Source organism: Xanthobacter sp. DMC12 (assembly GCF_056314105.1).
On sequence record NZ_JBQUYZ010000006.1, the window covers coordinates 222,112 to 239,265 of the forward strand.

Consider the following 17,154-nt stretch of genomic DNA (forward strand, 5'->3'; position numbering starts at 1 on the left):
CACGCCGCGCCGGTGGCGCGTGACATCGCCCCCCGCTTGTGGAAGATGCCGCGCGAATGCGTGGAGGCGCGGCATGGCATCCCTTCAGAGCGGTCACGGCCACGATCACGACGACCACGATCACGATCATGACGATCATGAACATGGTCGCCACGATCACGCCGGCCACTCCCATGCCCACGGTGGCCACGGCCATTCCCATGCTCCGCCGGATTCGCTCCGGGCCTTCGCCATCGGCGCGGGGCTGAATCTGGCCTTCGTCCTCATCGAGGCGGGGTTCGGCTTCATGTCCGGCTCGCTCGCGCTGCTGGCGGATGCGGGGCACAATCTCTCGGACGTGCTCGGCCTGCTGCTCGCCTGGGGTGCCGCGTGGCTGTCGCGGCGGGCACCGACGCCGAAGCGCACCTACGGCTACGGCCGCTCCTCCATCCTCGCCGCGCTCGCCAATGCGACGCTGCTGCTGGTGGCCACCGGCGGCATCATTCTGGAAGCCTTCGGCCGCATCGCCGACCCCGAACCCATCCAGACCGGCATCGTCATGGTGGTGGCGCTGATTGGTGTGGGCGTGAACATCGGCACGGCGCTGCTGTTCATGGCCGGGCGCAAGGGCGACCTGAACGTGCGGGGCGCCTTCATCCACATGATGGCTGACGGCGCGATCTCGCTGGGCGTGGTGATCGCCGGCGCGGTGATCGCGCTGACAGGCTGGTTGTGGCTGGACCCCGTGGTGTCGCTGGCGATCTCCGTCGCCATCATCGCCGGCACCTGGGGGCTGCTGAAGGACAGCGTGAACCTCGCCATGGACATGGTGCCGGAGGGGATCGACGCCGAGGCGGTGGAGGCCTATCTCGCCGCGCGGCCGGGGGTGAGCGAGGTCCACGACCTGCACATCTGGGGCCTCAGCACCACATCGGTGGCGCTCAGCGCCCATCTGGTGCGGCCGGGGGCTGACCTCGACGACGATTTCCTGTCGGAGACGTGCGAAGGATTGAAGGCCCGTTTCGGCATCGTCCACCCGGTGCTCCAGGTGGAGGAGGGGCGCATGAAATGCGCCCTCGCGCCGAAGGACGTGGTGTAGGGATCAGGCGGCCTTCGGCGCCTGCAATCCTTCCAGGGCCTCGCGGGCGATGGGCAGAAGGCCCTCGCCGCCATGGGCCACATGCTCGGCGATCTTGGTGCGCATGCGCGGGTCCCAGAACTTCCGGATGTGGGTGCGCGTCGCCTCCACCGCCGCCTCGTGCTTCTGCGCGGCGAAGGCGGTGGCGATCTGGTTGGCCATGTAGACCAGCTTCTCGGTGGAGTTATGCGACATGGTCCCGTTCCGATGACGCGGGCGCGATGCGCCCGGGATGGGTGAAAATCTCGAAGCCGTCATCGCGCACGATGGCGGCAAGGGTGATGCCCGCAGCAATCGCCGTGCGGATGGCGAGAGACGTCGGGGCGGACACCGCGGCGATGACGCCAACGCCCAGCACCGCCGCCTTCTGCACCATCTCGATGGAGACACGGCTGGTGAGCAGCAGCAGGCCGCGCGCGGTGTCGAAACCGGCGTCGGCTGCCATGCCGACGAGCTTGTCGAGGGCATTGTGGCGGCCCACGTCCTCCGCCAGAGCGAGGATGCCGCGGCCGGGCTCGAAATAGGCGGCGGCATGCACCGCGCGGGTTTCGCGGTTCAGCGCCTGAAGTGGGCCGAGGGTGGCCATGGCACCCAGCACCACGTCCGGCGCGAAAACGGACGTCGCGGTGACATGGGCGGCCGGCTTCACCGCCTCCGCCAGGCTCTCCACGCCGCACAGGCCGCAGCCGGTGGGGCCGGCGAGCGCGCGGCGCCGGGCGGAGAGATGCTTCATCTTCTCCTCGGCGATCCACATGCGGGCCTCGATGCCCTCATCGACGACGATCACGTCGCGGGACAGGATCTCCTCCTTCGCCGCGACGATGCCTTCGGTGAGCGCGAAGCCCAGCGCGAAGGCGGCGATATCGGTGGGGCTCGCCATCATCACCGCATGGGTGGTGCCGTTGAAGGTAAGGGCCACCGGGACCTCTTCCGGCACCGCACGAGTGCCGTCCGAGAGCGCGCCGTCCCTCAACTGCACGCGCTCCACCCGCCGCGCCGGAGGGGGCGCGGGGAGATCGGAGGGGAGCGGGCAGGCGGGCTCGTCGGTCATCGTTTCATCTAGATGGGGGCACCTGAGGACGGCTGGAAGGGGCAGTTCAGCCAAGGCTCCCCTCTCCCCTTGCGGGAGAGGGGTTGGGGGTGAGGGGGCAGGGCCTATCCGTCCGGCACCAGCTTAAGCGGCGGAATACCCCTCACCCCGGCCCTCTCCCGTATGGGGAGAGGGGGCGCGAACATCTAGGGCGGCCACTAGCCGGAGGCGGACGCCCCCGCCCCTCACTCCGCTGCGATGCGGCGGCTCTTGCGGCTGAGGTCTTCGTATTCCTCCTGCCACTGGGTGGGGCCGTTGGAAGGCGAGATCTGCACCGCCGTCACCTTGTATTCCGGGCAGTTGGTGGCCCAGTCGGAATAGTCGGTGGTCACCACGTTGGCCTGGGTCACCGGGTGATGGAAGGTGGTGTAGACCACGCCCGGCGCCACGCGATCCGAGATCACCGCGCGCAGCGAGGTCGAGCCGGCGCGGCTGTCCAGCTTCACGAAATCGCCGTCGCGGATGCCCCGCAGCTCAGCGTCGTGGGGATGGACTTCCAGCACGTCCTCGGAATGCCAGACGGAGTTCTCTGTACGCCGGGTCTGGGCGCCCACGTTGTACTGGCTGAGGATGCGGCCGGTGGTGAGCAGCAGCGGGAAGCGCGGCCCGGTCTTCTCGTCGGTGGGCACATACTCGGTGAGCATGAACTTGCCCTTGCCGCGTACGAAGCCGCCGATGTGCATGATGGGCGTGCCTTCCGGCGCCTTCTCGTTGCAGGGCCACTGCACCGAGCCCATCTCGTCGAGCAGCTTGTAGTTCACGCCGGCGAACGAGGGGGTCAGCGCCGCGATCTCGTCCATGATCTCGCCGGGGTGGCTGTAGTTCATTGGGAAGCCCAGCGCGTTCGACAGCATCTGGGTGACTTCCCAGTCCGCATAGCCGTTCTTCGGCGCCATCACCTTGCGGATACGCTGGATGCGGCGCTCGGCATTGGTGAAGGTGCCGTCCTTCTCAAGGAAGGAGCAGCCCGGCAGGAAGACGTGGGCGTAGTTGGCGGTCTCGTTCAGGAACAGGTCCTGCACCACCAGGCACTCCAGCGCGGCAAGGCCGGCGGAGACGTGCTTGGTGTCGGGGTCGGACTGGAGGATGTCCTCGCCCTGCACATACATGCCCTTGTAGGTGCCTTCCACGGCCGCATCGAACATGTTCGGGATGCGCAGGCCCGGCTCGTCATCGAGCCCGACGCCCCACAGGGCTTCGAAGGAGGCGCGGGTGGCGTCGTCCGAGATGTGGCGGTAGCCCGGCAGCTCGTGCGGGAACGAGCCCATGTCGCACGAGCCCTGCACGTTGTTCTGGCCGCGGAGCGGGTTCACGCCCACGCCGTTGCGGCCGATGTTGCCGGTGGCCATGGCGAGGTTGGCGATGGCGATGACCGTGGTCGAGCCCTGCGAATGCTCGGTCACGCCGAGGCCGTAATAGATCGCGCCGTTGCCGCCGGTGGCATAGAGGCGAGCCGCGCCGCGCACCGCCTCGGCCGACACGCCGGTGTACTTCTCAACCGCCTCGGGGGAGTGCCGCTCCTCGGCGACGAAGGCAGCCCATTCCTGGAACTCGTCCCAGTCGCAGCGCTCGCGCACAAACTGCTCGTTCACCAGACCTTCGGTGACGATGACGTGAGCCATGGCCGTCACGATCGCCACGTTGGTGCCGGGGCGCAGTGGCAGATGGTAGGCCGCCTCGATATGGGGCGAGCGGACCACGTCGGTGCGGCGCGGATCGATCACGATGAGCTTGGCACCCTGGCGCAGCCGCTTCTTGAGGCGGGAGCCGAACACCGGGTGGCCGTCGGTCGGGTTCGCGCCGATGATGAGGACCACGTCGGTTTCTTCGACGCTGTCGAAGTCCTGGGTACCGGCCGAGGTGCCGTAGGTCACGGAGAGGCCGTAGCCGGTGGGCGAATGGCAGACGCGGGCGCAGGTGTCCACGTTGTTGTTGCCGAAGCCGCCGCGGATCAGCTTCTGGACGAGGTAGGTCTCCTCGTTGGTGCAGCGCGAGGAGGTGATGCCACCCACAGAGCGCTTGCCGTACTTCTCCTGGATGCGCTTGAACTCGGAGGCGGCGTAGGCGATCGCCTCCTCATAGCTCACTTCCTTCCACGGCTCGTGGATGGAGGAGCGGATCATGGGCTTGAGGATGCGGTCCTGATGGACGGCATAGCCATAGGCGAAGCGGCCCTTGACGCAGGAATGGCCGCGGTTCGCCTTGCCGTCCTTGTAGGGCACCATGCGCACCAGCTCGTCACCGCGCATCTCGGCCTTGAAGGTGCAGCCGACGCCGCAATAGGCGCAGGTCGTCACCACCGAGTGCTCGGGGGTGCCGATGTTGTACATGGCCTTCTCGTTCAGCGTCGCGGTCGGGCAGGACTGGACGCAGGCGCCGCAGGAGACGCACTCCGAGGTGAGGAAGCTCTCGTCCATGCCGGGCGAGACGCGGCTGTCGAAGCCACGGCCGGAGATGGTGAGCGCGAACGTGCCCTGCACTTCCTCGCAGGCGCGGACGCAGCGGTTGCAGACGATACACTTCGACTTTTCATAGGTGAAGTAGGGGTTGGACTCGTCCTTGCCCAGCTTCGTGTGGTTCTCGCCCTCATAGCCGTAGCGCACGTCGCGCAGGCCGACGACGCCGGCCATGTCCTGCAGCTCGCAGTCGCCGTTGGCCGAGCAGGTCAGGCAGTCCAGCGGGTGGTCGGAGATGTAGAGCTCCATCACCCCCTTGCGGATCTTCTTGAGCCGCTCGGTCTGGGTCTTCACCACGATGCCGTCCGCCACCGGGGTGGTGCAGGAGGCGGGGGTGCCGTTGCGGCCCTCGATCTCGACGAGGCACAGGCGGCAGGAGCCGAAGGCGTCGAGCATGTCGGTGGCGCAGAGCTTGGGGATCTGGTTCCCCACCTCCATCGCGGCGCGCATGATGGAGGTGCCTTCCGGCACCTGCACCTTCATGCCGTCGATGGTGAGCGTAACCAGCTTCTCCGACTTGGAAGCCGGCGTGCCGTAGTCGATTTCATGGACGAGCGACATGGGGGCGTTCCTTTACGGTCATTCGGCCGCGGCCGGGAGCTTCGGCGTGGCGCCGAAGTCTTCCGGGAAATGGGTGAGGGCGCTGACGACGGGGTAGGGCGTGAAGCCGCCGAGCGCGCAGAGCGAGCCGAGCTTCATGGTGTGGCAAAGGTCTTCCAGCAGCGCGAGGTTCTGCTCGCGCTTCTCGCCGGCGACGATCTTGTCGATGGTCTCGACGCCGCGCGTGGAGCCGATGCGGCAGGGGGTGCACTTGCCGCAGCTTTCGTGGGCGCAGAACTCCATGGCGAACTTGGCCATGTGGGCCATGTCCACCGTGTCGTCGAACACCACGATGCCGCCATGGCCGATGAGCGCGTCCTTGGCCGCGAAGGCCTCATAGTCGAACGGCGTGTCGAACTGATGCACCGGCAGGTAGGCGCCCAGCGGCCCGCCCGCCTGCACCGCCTTCACCGGACGGCCGGAGGCCGTGCCGCCGCCGATCTCCTCGACAAGCTCGCCCAGCGTGATGCCGAAGGCGGTCTCGAACAGGCCGCCGTGCTTGATGTTGCCCGCGAGCTGGATGGGCATCGTCCCGCGCGAACGGCCCATGCCGAAGTCGCGATAGAACTTGCCGCCCTTGTCGAGGATGATCGGCACGGTGGCGAGGGAGACGAGGTTGTTGATGACGGTGGGCTTGCCGAACAGGCCCACATGCGCCGGCAGCGGCGGCTTGGCGCGCACGAGACCGCGCTTGCCCTCAAGGCTCTCCAGCAGCGACGTTTCCTCGCCGCAGACATAGGCGCCCGCGCCCATGCGCATTTCCATGTCGAAGGAAACGCCCGAGCCCATGATGTTGTCGCCGAGCAGGCCCGCCATGCGCGCCTTCTCGATGGCCTTCTCCATCACCACGAAGGCGATGGGATATTCCGAGCGGCAGTAGACGAAGCCCTTGGTCGCGCCCACGGCGAGGCCGGCGATGGTCATGCCCTCGATGAGGCAGTAGGGGTCCGCCTCCATGATGAGGCGGTCGGCGAAGGTGCCCGAGTCGCCCTCATCGGCGTTGCAGACGATGTACTTCTGGTCGGCCGGGGCGGCGGCGACCGTGCGCCACTTGATGCCGGTCGGGAAGCCCGCGCCGCCACGGCCGCGCAGGCCACTCTCGAACACTTCTTCCACCGTGCCGGACGGCCCCAGCTCCAGCGCGCGCTTGAGGCCGCGATAGCCGCCGTGCGCCTCGTATTCGGTGAGGGAGAGCGGATCGATGATGCCGATGCGGGCGAAGGTCAGGCGGGTCTGCTTCTTCAGCCAGGGCAGCTCATCCACCACGCCGATGCACTTGGGGTGATCGGCGCCGTGCAGGAAGCCGGCGTGCAGCAGTTCGTCCACCTCGGCGGGCGTGACCGGGCCGTAGCCGATGCGGCCACGCTCGGTCTCGATCTCCACCAGCGGCTCCAGCCAGAACAGGCCACGCGAGCCGTTGCGGGTGATGTCGGCGGTGATGCCACGGGCGAGAAGGCCGGCCTCGAGCCGCTTGGCGACGCGGTCGGCGCCGCAGGCGATGGCGGTGGCGTCGTTGGGAACGAAGATGCGGGGGGACTTCATCACACCTCTCCGAAGTGCTTGCCGGCGGCGACGCACTCGGCGATTTCGTCGACGGTGGCGCGGTCGAGGCGGCCGACCAGCTGCCCGTCCACCAGGGCGGAGGGGGCGCAGGCGCACAGGCCGAGGCAGTAGATGGGTTCGAGCGTCACGCGGCCGTCGGCCGAGGTCTCGCCCATCGCGACGCCCAGCTTCTCTTCCGCATAGGCCGTGAGGGCGGTGCTGCCCATGGACTGGCAGGCCTCAGCCGCGCAGAGCTTCACCACCGTGCGGCCCGGGGGCTCGCGGCGGAAGTCATGATAGAAGGTGAGGACGCCGTAGACCTCGGCGCGGGAGAGGTTGAGCGTCTCCGCGATCATCGGAACCACGGGATCCGGCACGAAACCGAACGTCTCCTGCATGGCGTGCAGGATCGGCATGGTCGCCCCGTCGAGATGCTTGTGCTCCGCGATCACCTGCGCTGCGCGCTCGGTGCTCCAATCCTCATAGACCGCCATGGACGTCTCGCTTTCCCCAACTGCCCGAGGCCGCGTTGCCGCCGCTTCGTGTTGCTTGGGGGAAAGTGTGTCACACGTGGCCCTTCAATCAAGGCAGCTGTAGGATGTTGCAATAGAACATCTCTATCAAGCCGGGCCTGGTTGAGAGGGGCGCAGACCGGAAATCAAGGCGCTGGCCTGCGTCATTCCGGTCAGTCTGGGATGGTTCTTGGTATATTGATCGTGTTTTTCTATGCGGACACGGTTTTGGGAGCGGCACGGGCCGCCCCGAATTATTGCATTGCAGCAATTGCCGGGTCGGTCAGAGTCGCCTGCTCCAGCTTCGGCGCGATGCGCCGTGCTTCCGCTACGAGAGCCGCCGTGATGGGCGTCGTCGGCTCGCGATGGGGCACCACGAGGCCGATGGAGTGGGAGATGTCCGGCTCCAGGATCGGAATGGAGCGCACGGTGGAGGTCAGCCCCAGCGAATCCGCCAGCATGGCCGGCATCACGCTCGACCACAGTCCCGTGCGCACATGGGTGAACAGCACGATCATGGAATTGGATTCGAGCGTCGGCTTATGGCTGGCGCCGGCGGCGGCGAGGAGATTGTCGACGATACGCCGGTTCTGCATGTCGGGGGTGAGGAGGGCGAGCTGCAGCTCGGCCACTTCCGCCCAGGTCACGCTCTCCCGGTCGCCATACTTGGCATCGGCGGCGGTCACGAGGCGGTAGCGCTCGCGATAGAGCGGGACCGTGTTCACGCGGCCGAGCGGCTCGTTGTCGAGATAGGTGAGCCCGGCGTCGATCTCCAGATTTTCCAGGTGGTTCAGGATCTCGATGGAGGTGCGCGAGATGACCGTGAAGCGCACGTCCGGATGGCGGGCGCGGAACGGGGTCGTCAGCGCCGCCACCATGGGCAGGGCCGTGGGAATGGCTGCGATGCGGAGGGGGCCGGCGAGGCCGCGCTTCAGCGCGTCGATGTCCTGACGCATGGCGCGGCTGTCGGCCACGATGCGCCGCGCCCATTCCAGCGTGCGCTCGCCCTCGGGGGTGAAGCCCATGAAGCGGGAGCCGCGCTGTACCAGCAGCACCCCCAGCGTGTCCTCCAGCTGCTTGATCCCGGCGGAGAGGGTCGGCTGGGTGACACCGCAGGCCTCGGCCGCCCGGCCGAAGTGGCGTTCACGCGCAAGGGCGATCAGGTATTCGAGCTTGTCTATCATGCCGCCATATCAGTGCGGCGGGCGGTGACGCGCAAGGCGGCTTCGTTGCCGCACCGCAGCGCCGGCGAGGGTCATCCACTGCCACGGCGGGAAACGGGAAACCTCACTGCCTTCGGTGGCGGTAGGCGGGCGGTGTGTTTATTGATTCGCGCAACCCCACTCTCGCGAACGTGACCTTGAGCACAGGAACCGTCCACCAGGAATTAAGGTTATATTAGGGATGGCGATGGTGCGGCGGACCATCAGCCGGAATCGGGGAGAGGGAGTCCCGCGATGCCCCGCGTAGCCAATGGGTCCGTTCTGATTTCCGTGGTCGTGATGCTGTTCGCTACCCTGCTGGTTGCGACGCCCACCCTTGCGGTCCTCACGCAGCCGCACGAGCGCCCGGCCGAAACGCCGCGGCCGCCTGTTCACGGCGTATCCGCCTTCGCCTGAGATATTAACGACATCAAGCTTGGCTGTGGCTTGCGCTGCCGTCTTCGTGCCGATATCGCTCGTCCTGAGCCCCATGCCCCGGGGCCTCGTCAGGCGCTGCGAACCGCGCCGAATTCGCTGCGACCGCCTTCGGCCCGCACGTCTCCGTCCTGATTGGCGTTGCACGTCCGGTGGAACGATTGGGTCGCCGCAGGCGTCGTCGGCCTGAGCAGGTGTCTGACCTGCAGCAGCCTAGCGACGGCGTGTGGCCGCAACCACGCGCCGAGATGCTTGGAACGGGGTGGAAGATGGCACAACGATCGGGGCTGGGTGCGCGGCAGGCCGAGAAGGCCGGCGGGGGCGAGCCGCTATCGGGACGCGGCATCGGCGAGGGGCTCCTGGCTCTGATTGCCGCTTTCGCCCTGGGCCTCGCCCTTTCGCTCGCGCCCGTTGGCAGCGAGGCCAAAGCGCAGTCGCGCGGGTTGTTTCCCTCGCACGGCGGATCGCCGCTCACGGACTTTTTCTCAGCCTTGTTCGGCGGGCGCCCGTCTTACCGAGCCAGCGAACAGCCGCGCATTCTCGTCACGCCGCGCGGGCTGGACGGTGCCCCCAGCTACAGCGGCGGCGGCCACGGCTTCTGTGTGCGCACCTGCGACGGGCGCTATTTTCCCCTTCCCGGCCGCGCGGGCGCGGAGAAGAGCGATCTCGCCCAGTGCGCAGCCTTCTGCCCGGCGGCGAAGATGACGGTCGTCAGCACCTCGGACCCCGCGCGCGGCATCGATGGCGCCGTCACGCGCGAGGGAAAGCCGTATTCGGAATTGCCCAATGCCTACGTCTACCGCCAGCGCCTCGTGGAGGGCTGCACCTGCAACGGCAAGGTGGGTGGCCTGACCCATGTGGACGTGATGGAGGATCCCACCCTCAGGCGTGGCGATGTGGTGATGACCGCCGAGGGCACCCGCGTCTTCACCGGCAAGACCAAGGGGCCGCCCTACCGGACGGCGGATTTCGTCGAGCCCTCCCGCTTCCCCGAACTGCCGCGCTCCATGCGGGCGCGCCTCGACGAGCTGACGCTGGCGTCGCGATAGGACGCTACCGCCGTTTCGAGGCCTGCCGGGCAAGGTTGAGGGCGACGGCCGCCTGCACGAGCGCCTTGAACGCGTCGGCATCCACCTCTTCACCCTGGTGAATGTCGATGGCCCGGCGGGTGCCGCCGCCCAGGCCGGCATTGAAGAGCCCGCTCGGGTCATCGAGCGCCGCCCCCTGGGCGAAAGTGAGTTTCACATAGCTCTTGTAGATTTCGCCCGTGCAGAGGATGCCGGCGTGTTCCCATGTGGGCACGCCGCAGGGGTTGGTGGGCTTCACCCACTTCACCGCCTCGGTCACCTCGGGATCGGCCTCATGGATCAGGGTGCGCACGCGGGCCAGCACGGCGCCGCGCCAGTCGGTCAGCCCCGCAATCTTCGCGTCAATGCGGGCCGCGGGGGAATCTGGATCGCTCATGCGTCCTCTCCGGACTTTCGCACGTCGGCGCGCGAAACCGGACCGCTCAAACCGCGGCCCGGCTGCGTGACGACTTGCGGCTGCGGCGGACAGTCCCTGCGGCGGGCTGAACTTCGGCCTCGGTCGCGGCGCCGTCACCGGATAACGGCCCTTCGTCGCCAATGCTGGCGTCGGCCTGCTCCAGCAGGGCGCGGATGCGGGCGGCAAGGTCGCCACCAGCCCCGTCGGCCACGGCCTGACGGATGGGCGAGCCATCGCCTTCCAGCCGGGCGGTGAGGGCCGCAAGGCGCGCGGCGAGATCGGTCATGCTCTCGCGCAGGATGGCGTCGTCCGCCCGAGGGGACACAGCCACCACGGCTGACGGAACCGGTGCGCTGCCGTCGTCGCGACGGCGCTGCACCGCCTCTTCCATCAGGGAATGGTCAGCCTTGAGCATGCGCAGGGCATCCTCCAGCCGCCGGTTCTCGGCTTCGGCCGCGACGAATTCGCTGGCGCGGCGTTGCTCGAAGGCGTGGACGACGGCGCGGTTGGCGTCGAGGTCGCCCTCGGCAATGGCGAGGGCCTGGGCCAGCCGGTCGCGCTCGGCTTCGAGCGCGGCGATGGCCTGCGCCCGCGCCTCGCTCTCCGCCACCTTGAGCGCAAGGGCTTCCTGCGTCTCCGTGAGGTCGGTCGAAAGCTCCGTGGCGGCCTGTGCGGCGATGGCGCGGGCCTCGAGGGTGGCCGCGCGCTCGGCGTCCAGGGTCGCGGCGGTCTCTTCGAGCCGGCGCGTGGTGTCGGAAAGGCGCGCGCTCAGGCCGGCCACGTCCGCTTCCAGCGCGGTGATGCGTGCGCGGGCGGCGGAAAGCGCCTCTTCGCGCGCCATCAGCGCCTCGGCCTGGGCGCGGGCATCGCCGGTGAGGGTGCCGTGCGCGGCTTCCAGCGCGGCCAGGGCGGCGGTGCGATCGGCCAGCGCCTCTTCAAGGCGGGCGACGGCGGCGGTGCGGTCGGCGAGCTGATCCTGGGTTTCGCCCAGCAGCACATCGCGCTCGGCGCTGGTGGCCTGAAGCAAGGCGTGCTGGGCCTGGAGGGTCTTCAACTCCCCTTCCAGATTGAACGCGTGCTGGCGCTGGGTCTCGATGGTGGCGGCGTTGGCGACAATCGTGTCGCGCATGGCGTCCGACTGCAGCTCCAGCCGCCGCTGGTTGAGGGCGAAGAAGGCGCGCTGCTGATCCTTGTCGGCCTGCACCTCGAAGATGGAGATGGGAACCGCCGCTTCCACCCGCTTGGTGGTGAGCCGGACAGCCCGGTGCCAGACAGCGGGCAGCACGAGCAGAGCCACGAGCGTCGCGATCAGCACGCCCAGCATGAAATACATGATCTGCTCGATCACGCGCGCACTCGCCCTTCGCCTGGAGGCACGCCGGCAAGACCACCGCCGTCACCTGAGCCAGCGCCCGCTTCGCGGCGGGCGCCCGTTTCATTCATGCCATGGCCCGCGCGCGCGTGCCAGCGCCGTCAGGCCCCAATGCGGTCAGAAGGGGTTCCAGGTGGGATTGGGCGTGAACTTGAGGTAGCCGAGGTTGGCACCGAGGCGCACGCCCACGCCCGAGCGGATCGGAACGACCACGATCCCGTCGGCACCGAGCGCCGTCATGCCGAATCCCGCCACCAGATAGGCCGAGCCGGAGATGCCGCCGAAGCGGCGGAAGATGTCGTCCACGCTCTTGAGATTGTAGACGAGGATCATGGTGCGCGCGCCGTCGCCGCCGAAGTCCCAGCCCACCGAGGGGCCCTGCCAGTAGACCTTCAGGTCGCCGGCGTTGCGGGTATAGAGCACGCCCTCGCCGTAGCGCAGGCCGCCGATGAACGCGCCGGCGCCTTCCTGGCCGAGAATGTAGCCGTTGGGCTGTCCCCACTGGCTCACCGCCTTCTCGATGGACAGCGCCAGCCCGCGGGAGACGCTGCCGAAGAAGGAGTGGCCCTTGCTCACCAGTTCGTTGGTTGAATAGTTCTGCGGCGTCTGGCCCTGTGCCGCGGCCGGCGCGAGCCCCGCGGCGAGGGGCAGGCCCGAGATGAGGCCCACGGCGAGCGCGAGCGCGCGGGCGGTCTTCAGGAGGCTTGAAGAGAAGCGCACGGAAGCAAAGCGCATGGGGTCTCTCGCGGTGGGCGTCGGCCGGAGGGCTTCAGCGGGCGGGCGTTGAAATTCGCAAACAGCGGGACGAATCGAGCCAATTATGGCGACCAGTGTGACCGCGCAAAGGCGTGCCGTCGCTTGTCCCGAGCCGTTGCATCCCAATCACCATGATGATCGCGTGTTATCGCCGCGTTAATCCGCGGGGCGCACGCGGGCCGGGCCGCCTGCCCCCCAGGCGATGAACCCGTGCACCTTGTAGCTGGCGTCCGCATGACCATAGGTCAGTGGGCTGCCGTCCGGCCGGGTCACGCTGCCGCCAGCGGCGGCGACGAGGGCATGGCCGGCCGCGCTGTCCCATTCCATCACGGTCCCGAGGCGGGGATAAAGGTCCACCTTGCCCTCGGCGAGCAGGCCGAACTTGAGCGCCGAGCCGGCGGGAATGCGCTCGGCCACCTCGTAGCGACCGATCAGCGCGTCCGTGGCAGGATCGCCGTGGGAGCGGCTGGCCGCCACGACGATGGGGCCATCGGGCACCTTTCGGCAGGCGATGGGCGTCCAGTCCTGCGCATCCACAGCCGCGCCCGGCGCGCGGATGGCGCGGAAGGCGGCGCCGGGCCGGCCGGCGAACAGCAACGCCCGCGCCGGCGCATAGACGACACCGAGCACCGGCGTGCCGTCCTCCACCAATGCGATGTTCACCGTGTATTCTCCGTTGCCGGAGATGAACTCCTTGGTGCCGTCGAGGGGATCGACCAGTACGAAACGGTTGCCGCAATTCACCTGCGCCCCCAGCGCCATGGCCTCTTCGGCCACCACCGGGACGCCGGGGAGCAGGTGGGCCAGCGCCGCGCAGATGATCTCTTCCGCCGCATGGTCGGCCGCCGTCACCGGGCTGAGGTCCGCCTTGTGGCTGGGATCGATGCCCTCCGCCTCGATGCGCCGGATCGCAACGCCCGCCGCGAGCGCCGCCTCGGCCAGCCCCGCGAGGATTGCGGCATCGGTGGGCGCGGGGGAGCGGGGAGGGCGCTGGGTCATGGTCGGGTCTCGATGGGCGGATTTCGGTCGTCTCTAGACGGGTGCGGACCGTGTGTCGATGCGGCGGGAGGGTCGCGCGGCTTGTGGCCCTTCCCGGCGGCGGTGTATCAGGTCCGGCCGTCCCTCAAGACGGATTCGCTGTTCGAGACGCATGCGGTGCCCGGCGCCGTTTCCGTCGCCGCCCCGGGAAACGTCATGTCCGCCGACGCCCCCCGCATTCCGCTCGCCGTCTCCGCGCTCGATCTCGGCGCGCTCCTGTGCTCGCGGGTCTGCCACGACGTCATCAGCCCGGTGGGCGCCATCGTCAACGGCCTCGAAGTTCTTGAAGACGAGAACGCCGCCGACATGCGCGACGTGGCCCTCGACCTCATCGCCAAGAGCGCCCGGCAGGCCTCGGCCCGGCTTCAGTTCACCCGGCTCGCCTTCGGCGCGGCGGGCTCGGCCGGCGCGCGGCTCGACACGGGCGATGCCGAGCAGGTGGTGCGGGGCGTGATCGAGGACCAGCGCACGGCGCTGGAATGGACGCTGCCGCGCGTGCTGCTGCCCAAGAACCGGGTGAAGCTGCTGCTCAACCTCGTGCTTCTGGCCGGCACCACCGTGCCGCGCGGCGGCGTCATCCGCGTCACCGGGGCGGGGGAGGGGGACGACGTGACGTTTGCCCTCGTCTCCACCGGCCAGAGCGCCCGCATCCCGCAGGGCATCGAGGCGCTGGCCAAGGGCACCCTTCCCGAGGGCGGGCTGGACGCCCATTCGGTGCAGCCCTTCTATGCCGGCCTCCTGGCCAAAGACTGCGGCCTTTCCGTCGCCTTCACCCAGGACGGAGATACGGTTACCCTGACCGCGGCCTGATCGGACCGAGGATATGGCTCCATGAGCCTTGCCGCCCGGCTTCTCCTTTTTGTCGCGCTGCTCTGCAGCGCGCTGGGTCTGGCGGCTGCGACGAGCGGCGCCGCCTTCGCCCGCCTCGGCTGTCATCATGAAGCAGCGCAGGACGCGCCAGCGTCGAGTTCTCGTGAGGCTATCGCCCCCGTGGCGGCGCCCCTGGCGGCTTCCTTTCTGCCCGAACCGGCCGGCTCATTGCATCGAATAGCGCGGCCTGTCGTGACGCCGCGCCTTTCCCATGCGGGCGGCGCCTCGGTGCCCTCGGGCGCGTCCTGTTGCCTGGGCAACGGCTGCCTGATGTCCTGCCACTGGGTCGCGCCAGCGCTTGACCTCGCCCCGCGGCCGGACGGAGCCGGCCAGCGTCTCGGCCCCGCGCCCTCGCCCGAGCGGCCCGCCCTGGGGCCGGAAGTCCAGCTCCCGCCGCCCCGACATTGGGCCTGACGGCCACGGCGCCGGCCGAGGGCGCCGGAACGGACATGCCATCATTGAGGAGAGACCCCATGCGGTCCCGCACTTTCGCGGCACGCCTTCGCGCGGCCGTGCCCTTCACCTTCGCTGCCGTCGTTGTCGCCGGCTTTCTGTCCATCAGCCCGGCGGCGGCCCAGTCGACCATGCCCGGCGGTGCGATGATGCACGACATGCAGACCATGCCCCACGCCATGGGCGGTCCGGCCACGACGGCAGCCGACACCCCCTCCACGGCCGCGTTCAAGGCCGCCGGGGCGCAGATGCACAAGGACATGGACATCGCCTATTCCGGCGATGCCGACGTGGACTTCGTGCGCGGCATGATCCCCCACCACCAGGGGGCTGTCGCCATGGCCAAGGTGGAACTCGCTTTCGGCAAGGACCCCGAAATCCGAAAGCTCGCGGAGGGGATCATCAAGGCGCAGGAGGAGGAGATCGCCTTCATGAAGGCCTGGCTCGCCCGCGCCGAGGCTCGCGCGCCCGCGAAGAAGTAGCCGAAGCCCGAAACGATAGGCCCCAAACGCAAGAGGCCCCGCCGGAGCGGGGCCTCGTGACGAGAAGAAAAGGGAAAGGGCAGTCAGGTCAGACGGCGATGCGCTCGGCACCGGGCATGGGCTCGCGCAGCACATAGCCGCGGCCCCAGACCGTCTCGATATAGTTCTTGCCGGCGGACGCGTTCGCCAGCTTCTTGCGCAGCTTGCAGATGAACACGTCGATGATCTTCAGTTCGGGCTCGTCCATGCCGCCGTAGAGATGGTTCAGGAACATCTCCTTGGTGAGGGTGGTGCCCTTGCGGAGCGAGAGCAGCTCCAGCATCTGATATTCCTTGCCGGTGAGGTGGACGCGGTTGCCCTCCACCTCGACGGTCTTGGTGTCCAGGTTGACGATGAGGTCGCCGGTCTGGATCACCGACTGGGCATGGCCCTTGGAGCGCCGCACGATGGCGTGGATGCGCGCCACCATCTCGTCCTTGTGGAAGGGCTTGGTCAGGTAGTCGTCGGCGCCGAAGCCGAAGCCCTTTACCTTGTCTTCCGTATTGGCGAGGCCGGAAAGGATGAGGATGGGCGTCTTCACCTTCGCGACGCGAAGGGAGCGCAAGACCTCAAAGCCGGACATGTCGGGCAAATTCAGGTCAAGAAGGATGATATCGTATTCGTAGACCTTGCCGAGGTCCACGCCTTCCTCACCGAGGTTGGTCGTATAGACGTTGAAGCTCTCGGTCTTCAGCATCAATTCGATGCCTCGGGCCGTAGCACTGTCGTCCTCGATGAGCAAGACGCGCATGGCTATCCCTTTCCTCGCAACTAGCCGAAAGGCGGCGGCGCCGACTTTCGTTGCTCGGCCATCGGGGTGATTCGCGTTACGTGTGTAGAATCGTTAACAGAACTCGATTCCTGCCCACAAGAGTCTGCGGAAAAATCTTTGTGCATGGGAGTCAAGACTGACTCCATTTCAGGCACTTAAGGTTTTTCCACAGCCCCACGCAAACCGCCCGACCACCCCTCGCCCGAGCCCCTTGATCCGGCGTCCGGATGAGCGCGCGGCGGCGCATCACCCGAACCGTAGCGTCATCATTAACGAAGGCGGTAAACGATTGGTTGCCGACGGGGCGGTTCGTACGATTTTCCCGCTACGGCGACGCCGGAGGTAAGGAAAGGGCAACCAGCACAGGACATTCTCATTGCCCGGAAGCCCCGGCGCACATGGCAGGCAGGATGGCAGGCAGCGTGCGCGACCACCGAAGGGCAGCGTCATTTGTACCGGAGTAGACGCCGATGAAGTCGCGTGACCCCCTGATCCGTGCCAAGCGGTTCCAGATCGACGATGCGCGCCGGCGCCTCGTGCAGATCGATACGATGATCGCCGAGTTCGAGCGCATGGCCCAGGATCTGGACCGCGACATCGCCGCCGAGGAGGCGCGCTCCGGCATCACCGATCCGCGGCACTTCGCTTATCCGCCGCTCGCGCTCGCCGCCCGCACCCGCCGCGACAACCTGCGCCGCTCGGCGGATGACCTCAAGGTTCAGCAGGACGAGGCCAAGGCCACGCTGACAGAGGCCGAGGCGGACCTCGCGCTGGTAGAGGCGGCCGGAGAGATGGACCGTTCCGCGCGTGTGGACAACACGACCCGCCGCCCGCCGCTCAGGCCCAACGCGCCGGTGCGCTTCTGAGCGCGGTATAGCTTAAGTTTCAAGGGGGTACGCAGGTAGCCGTTGCTGCGGTGCGGAACACGATTTT

General features: G+C 68.1%; 17 protein-coding genes. 6 read left to right on the forward strand and 11 right to left on the reverse strand.

Annotation, left to right across the window (positions count from 1 at the left end; translation table 11 throughout):
• The first annotated feature begins 73 nt into the window (after positions 1-73).
• Positions 74-1,078, forward strand: coding sequence for a cation diffusion facilitator family transporter (locus ACT535_RS21070; RefSeq protein WP_476365895.1), 1,005 nt, complete (start codon positions 74-76; stop codon positions 1,076-1,078).
• A gap of 3 nt (positions 1,079-1,081) precedes the next feature.
• Here the strand turns inward: ACT535_RS21070 and ACT535_RS21075 are convergent, their stop codons facing one another.
• The 6 genes from ACT535_RS21075 to ACT535_RS21100 all read right to left on the reverse strand — a co-directional run bounded on the left by ACT535_RS21075 (position 1,082) and on the right by ACT535_RS21100 (position 8,501).
• Entirely contained in the window at positions 1,082-1,312 is a 231-nt protein-coding gene (locus ACT535_RS21075) for a formate dehydrogenase subunit delta (protein WP_168456475.1), read from the reverse strand.
• Positions 1,302-2,168 carry a formate dehydrogenase accessory sulfurtransferase FdhD gene (gene fdhD / locus ACT535_RS21080; protein WP_476365896.1) on the reverse strand — a complete coding sequence of 289 codons (867 nt, stop codon included), beginning with the start codon at positions 2,166-2,168 and terminating at the stop codon, positions 1,302-1,304. The genes ACT535_RS21075 and fdhD overlap by 11 nt, the downstream gene beginning before the upstream one ends.
• A 224-nt stretch (positions 2,169-2,392) precedes the next feature.
• Complete coding sequence (gene fdhF, locus ACT535_RS21085; protein ID WP_168456477.1) at positions 2,393-5,224, reverse strand: formate dehydrogenase subunit alpha; 2,832 nt, start codon at positions 5,222-5,224, stop codon at positions 2,393-2,395.
• Positions 5,225-5,242: 18 nt separating this feature from the next.
• On the reverse strand, positions 5,243-6,805 hold the full coding sequence (locus tag ACT535_RS21090; RefSeq protein WP_476365897.1) for a formate dehydrogenase beta subunit: 1,563 nt from the start codon (positions 6,803-6,805) through the stop codon (positions 5,243-5,245).
• Positions 6,805-7,299, reverse strand: coding sequence for a formate dehydrogenase subunit gamma (locus tag ACT535_RS21095; protein WP_476327353.1), 495 nt, complete (start codon positions 7,297-7,299; stop codon positions 6,805-6,807). Before ACT535_RS21095 ends, ACT535_RS21090 begins: the two co-directional genes overlap by 1 nt.
• 272 nt (positions 7,300-7,571) lie before the next feature.
• Positions 7,572-8,501, reverse strand: coding sequence for a LysR family transcriptional regulator (locus tag ACT535_RS21100; RefSeq protein WP_168456480.1), 930 nt, complete (start codon positions 8,499-8,501; stop codon positions 7,572-7,574).
• Between the two features lie 273 nt (positions 8,502-8,774).
• Here ACT535_RS21100 and ACT535_RS21105 point away from each other — a divergent pair, with 273 nt between their 5' ends.
• Positions 8,775-8,936, forward strand: a complete 162-nt coding sequence (locus ACT535_RS21105) for a hypothetical protein (protein WP_168456481.1) — start codon at positions 8,775-8,777, stop codon at positions 8,934-8,936.
• Between the two features lie 287 nt (positions 8,937-9,223).
• A complete protein-coding gene (locus ACT535_RS21110) occupies positions 9,224-10,003 on the forward strand; it encodes a DUF2865 domain-containing protein (protein ID WP_476365898.1) in 780 nt (259 codons plus the stop codon).
• A gap of 4 nt (positions 10,004-10,007) precedes the next feature.
• Here ACT535_RS21110 and ACT535_RS21115 read toward each other — a convergent pair whose 3' ends face one another.
• From ACT535_RS21115 to cysQ, 4 genes are all read right to left on the reverse strand, one after another.
• Positions 10,008-10,418, reverse strand: a complete 411-nt coding sequence (locus ACT535_RS21115) for a DUF1801 domain-containing protein (protein WP_476365899.1) — start codon at positions 10,416-10,418, stop codon at positions 10,008-10,010.
• Positions 10,419-10,464: 46 nt separating this feature from the next.
• Positions 10,465-11,787, reverse strand: a complete 1,323-nt coding sequence (locus ACT535_RS21120; protein ID WP_476365900.1) for a coiled-coil domain-containing protein — start codon at positions 11,785-11,787, stop codon at positions 10,465-10,467.
• Positions 11,788-11,928: 141 nt separating this feature from the next.
• On the reverse strand, positions 11,929-12,546 hold the full coding sequence (locus tag ACT535_RS21125) for an EipA family protein (RefSeq protein WP_210254250.1): 618 nt from the start codon (positions 12,544-12,546) through the stop codon (positions 11,929-11,931).
• Between the two features lie 177 nt (positions 12,547-12,723).
• A complete protein-coding gene (gene cysQ, locus ACT535_RS21130) occupies positions 12,724-13,566 on the reverse strand; it encodes a 3'(2'),5'-bisphosphate nucleotidase CysQ (RefSeq protein WP_476365901.1) in 843 nt (280 codons plus the stop codon).
• A 195-nt stretch (positions 13,567-13,761) separates the two neighbouring features.
• On the opposite strand from cysQ, the gene chpT reads away from it, so the two are divergent.
• Entirely contained in the window at positions 13,762-14,415 is a 654-nt protein-coding gene (chpT, locus tag ACT535_RS21135; RefSeq protein ID WP_476327341.1) for a histidine phosphotransferase ChpT, read from the forward strand.
• A gap of 662 nt (positions 14,416-15,077) precedes the next feature.
• Positions 15,078-15,410: a CopM family metallochaperone gene (gene copM / locus ACT535_RS21140; RefSeq protein WP_476365968.1), complete on the forward strand. Its 333-nt coding sequence runs from the start codon at positions 15,078-15,080 to the stop codon at positions 15,408-15,410.
• A gap of 88 nt (positions 15,411-15,498) precedes the next feature.
• Here the strand turns inward: copM and ctrA are convergent, their stop codons facing one another.
• Positions 15,499-16,200: a response regulator transcription factor CtrA gene (gene ctrA, locus ACT535_RS21145; RefSeq protein WP_168456487.1), complete on the reverse strand. Its 702-nt coding sequence runs from the start codon at positions 16,198-16,200 to the stop codon at positions 15,499-15,501.
• A gap of 491 nt (positions 16,201-16,691) precedes the next feature.
• Here ctrA and ACT535_RS21150 point away from each other — a divergent pair, with 491 nt between their 5' ends.
• The gene (locus ACT535_RS21150) at positions 16,692-17,087 is read left to right on the forward strand and encodes a flagellar export protein FliJ (RefSeq protein WP_168456488.1); all 396 of its coding nucleotides are present in this window, start codon (positions 16,692-16,694) and stop codon (positions 17,085-17,087) included.
• The last annotated feature ends 67 nt before the right edge of the window (positions 17,088-17,154 follow it).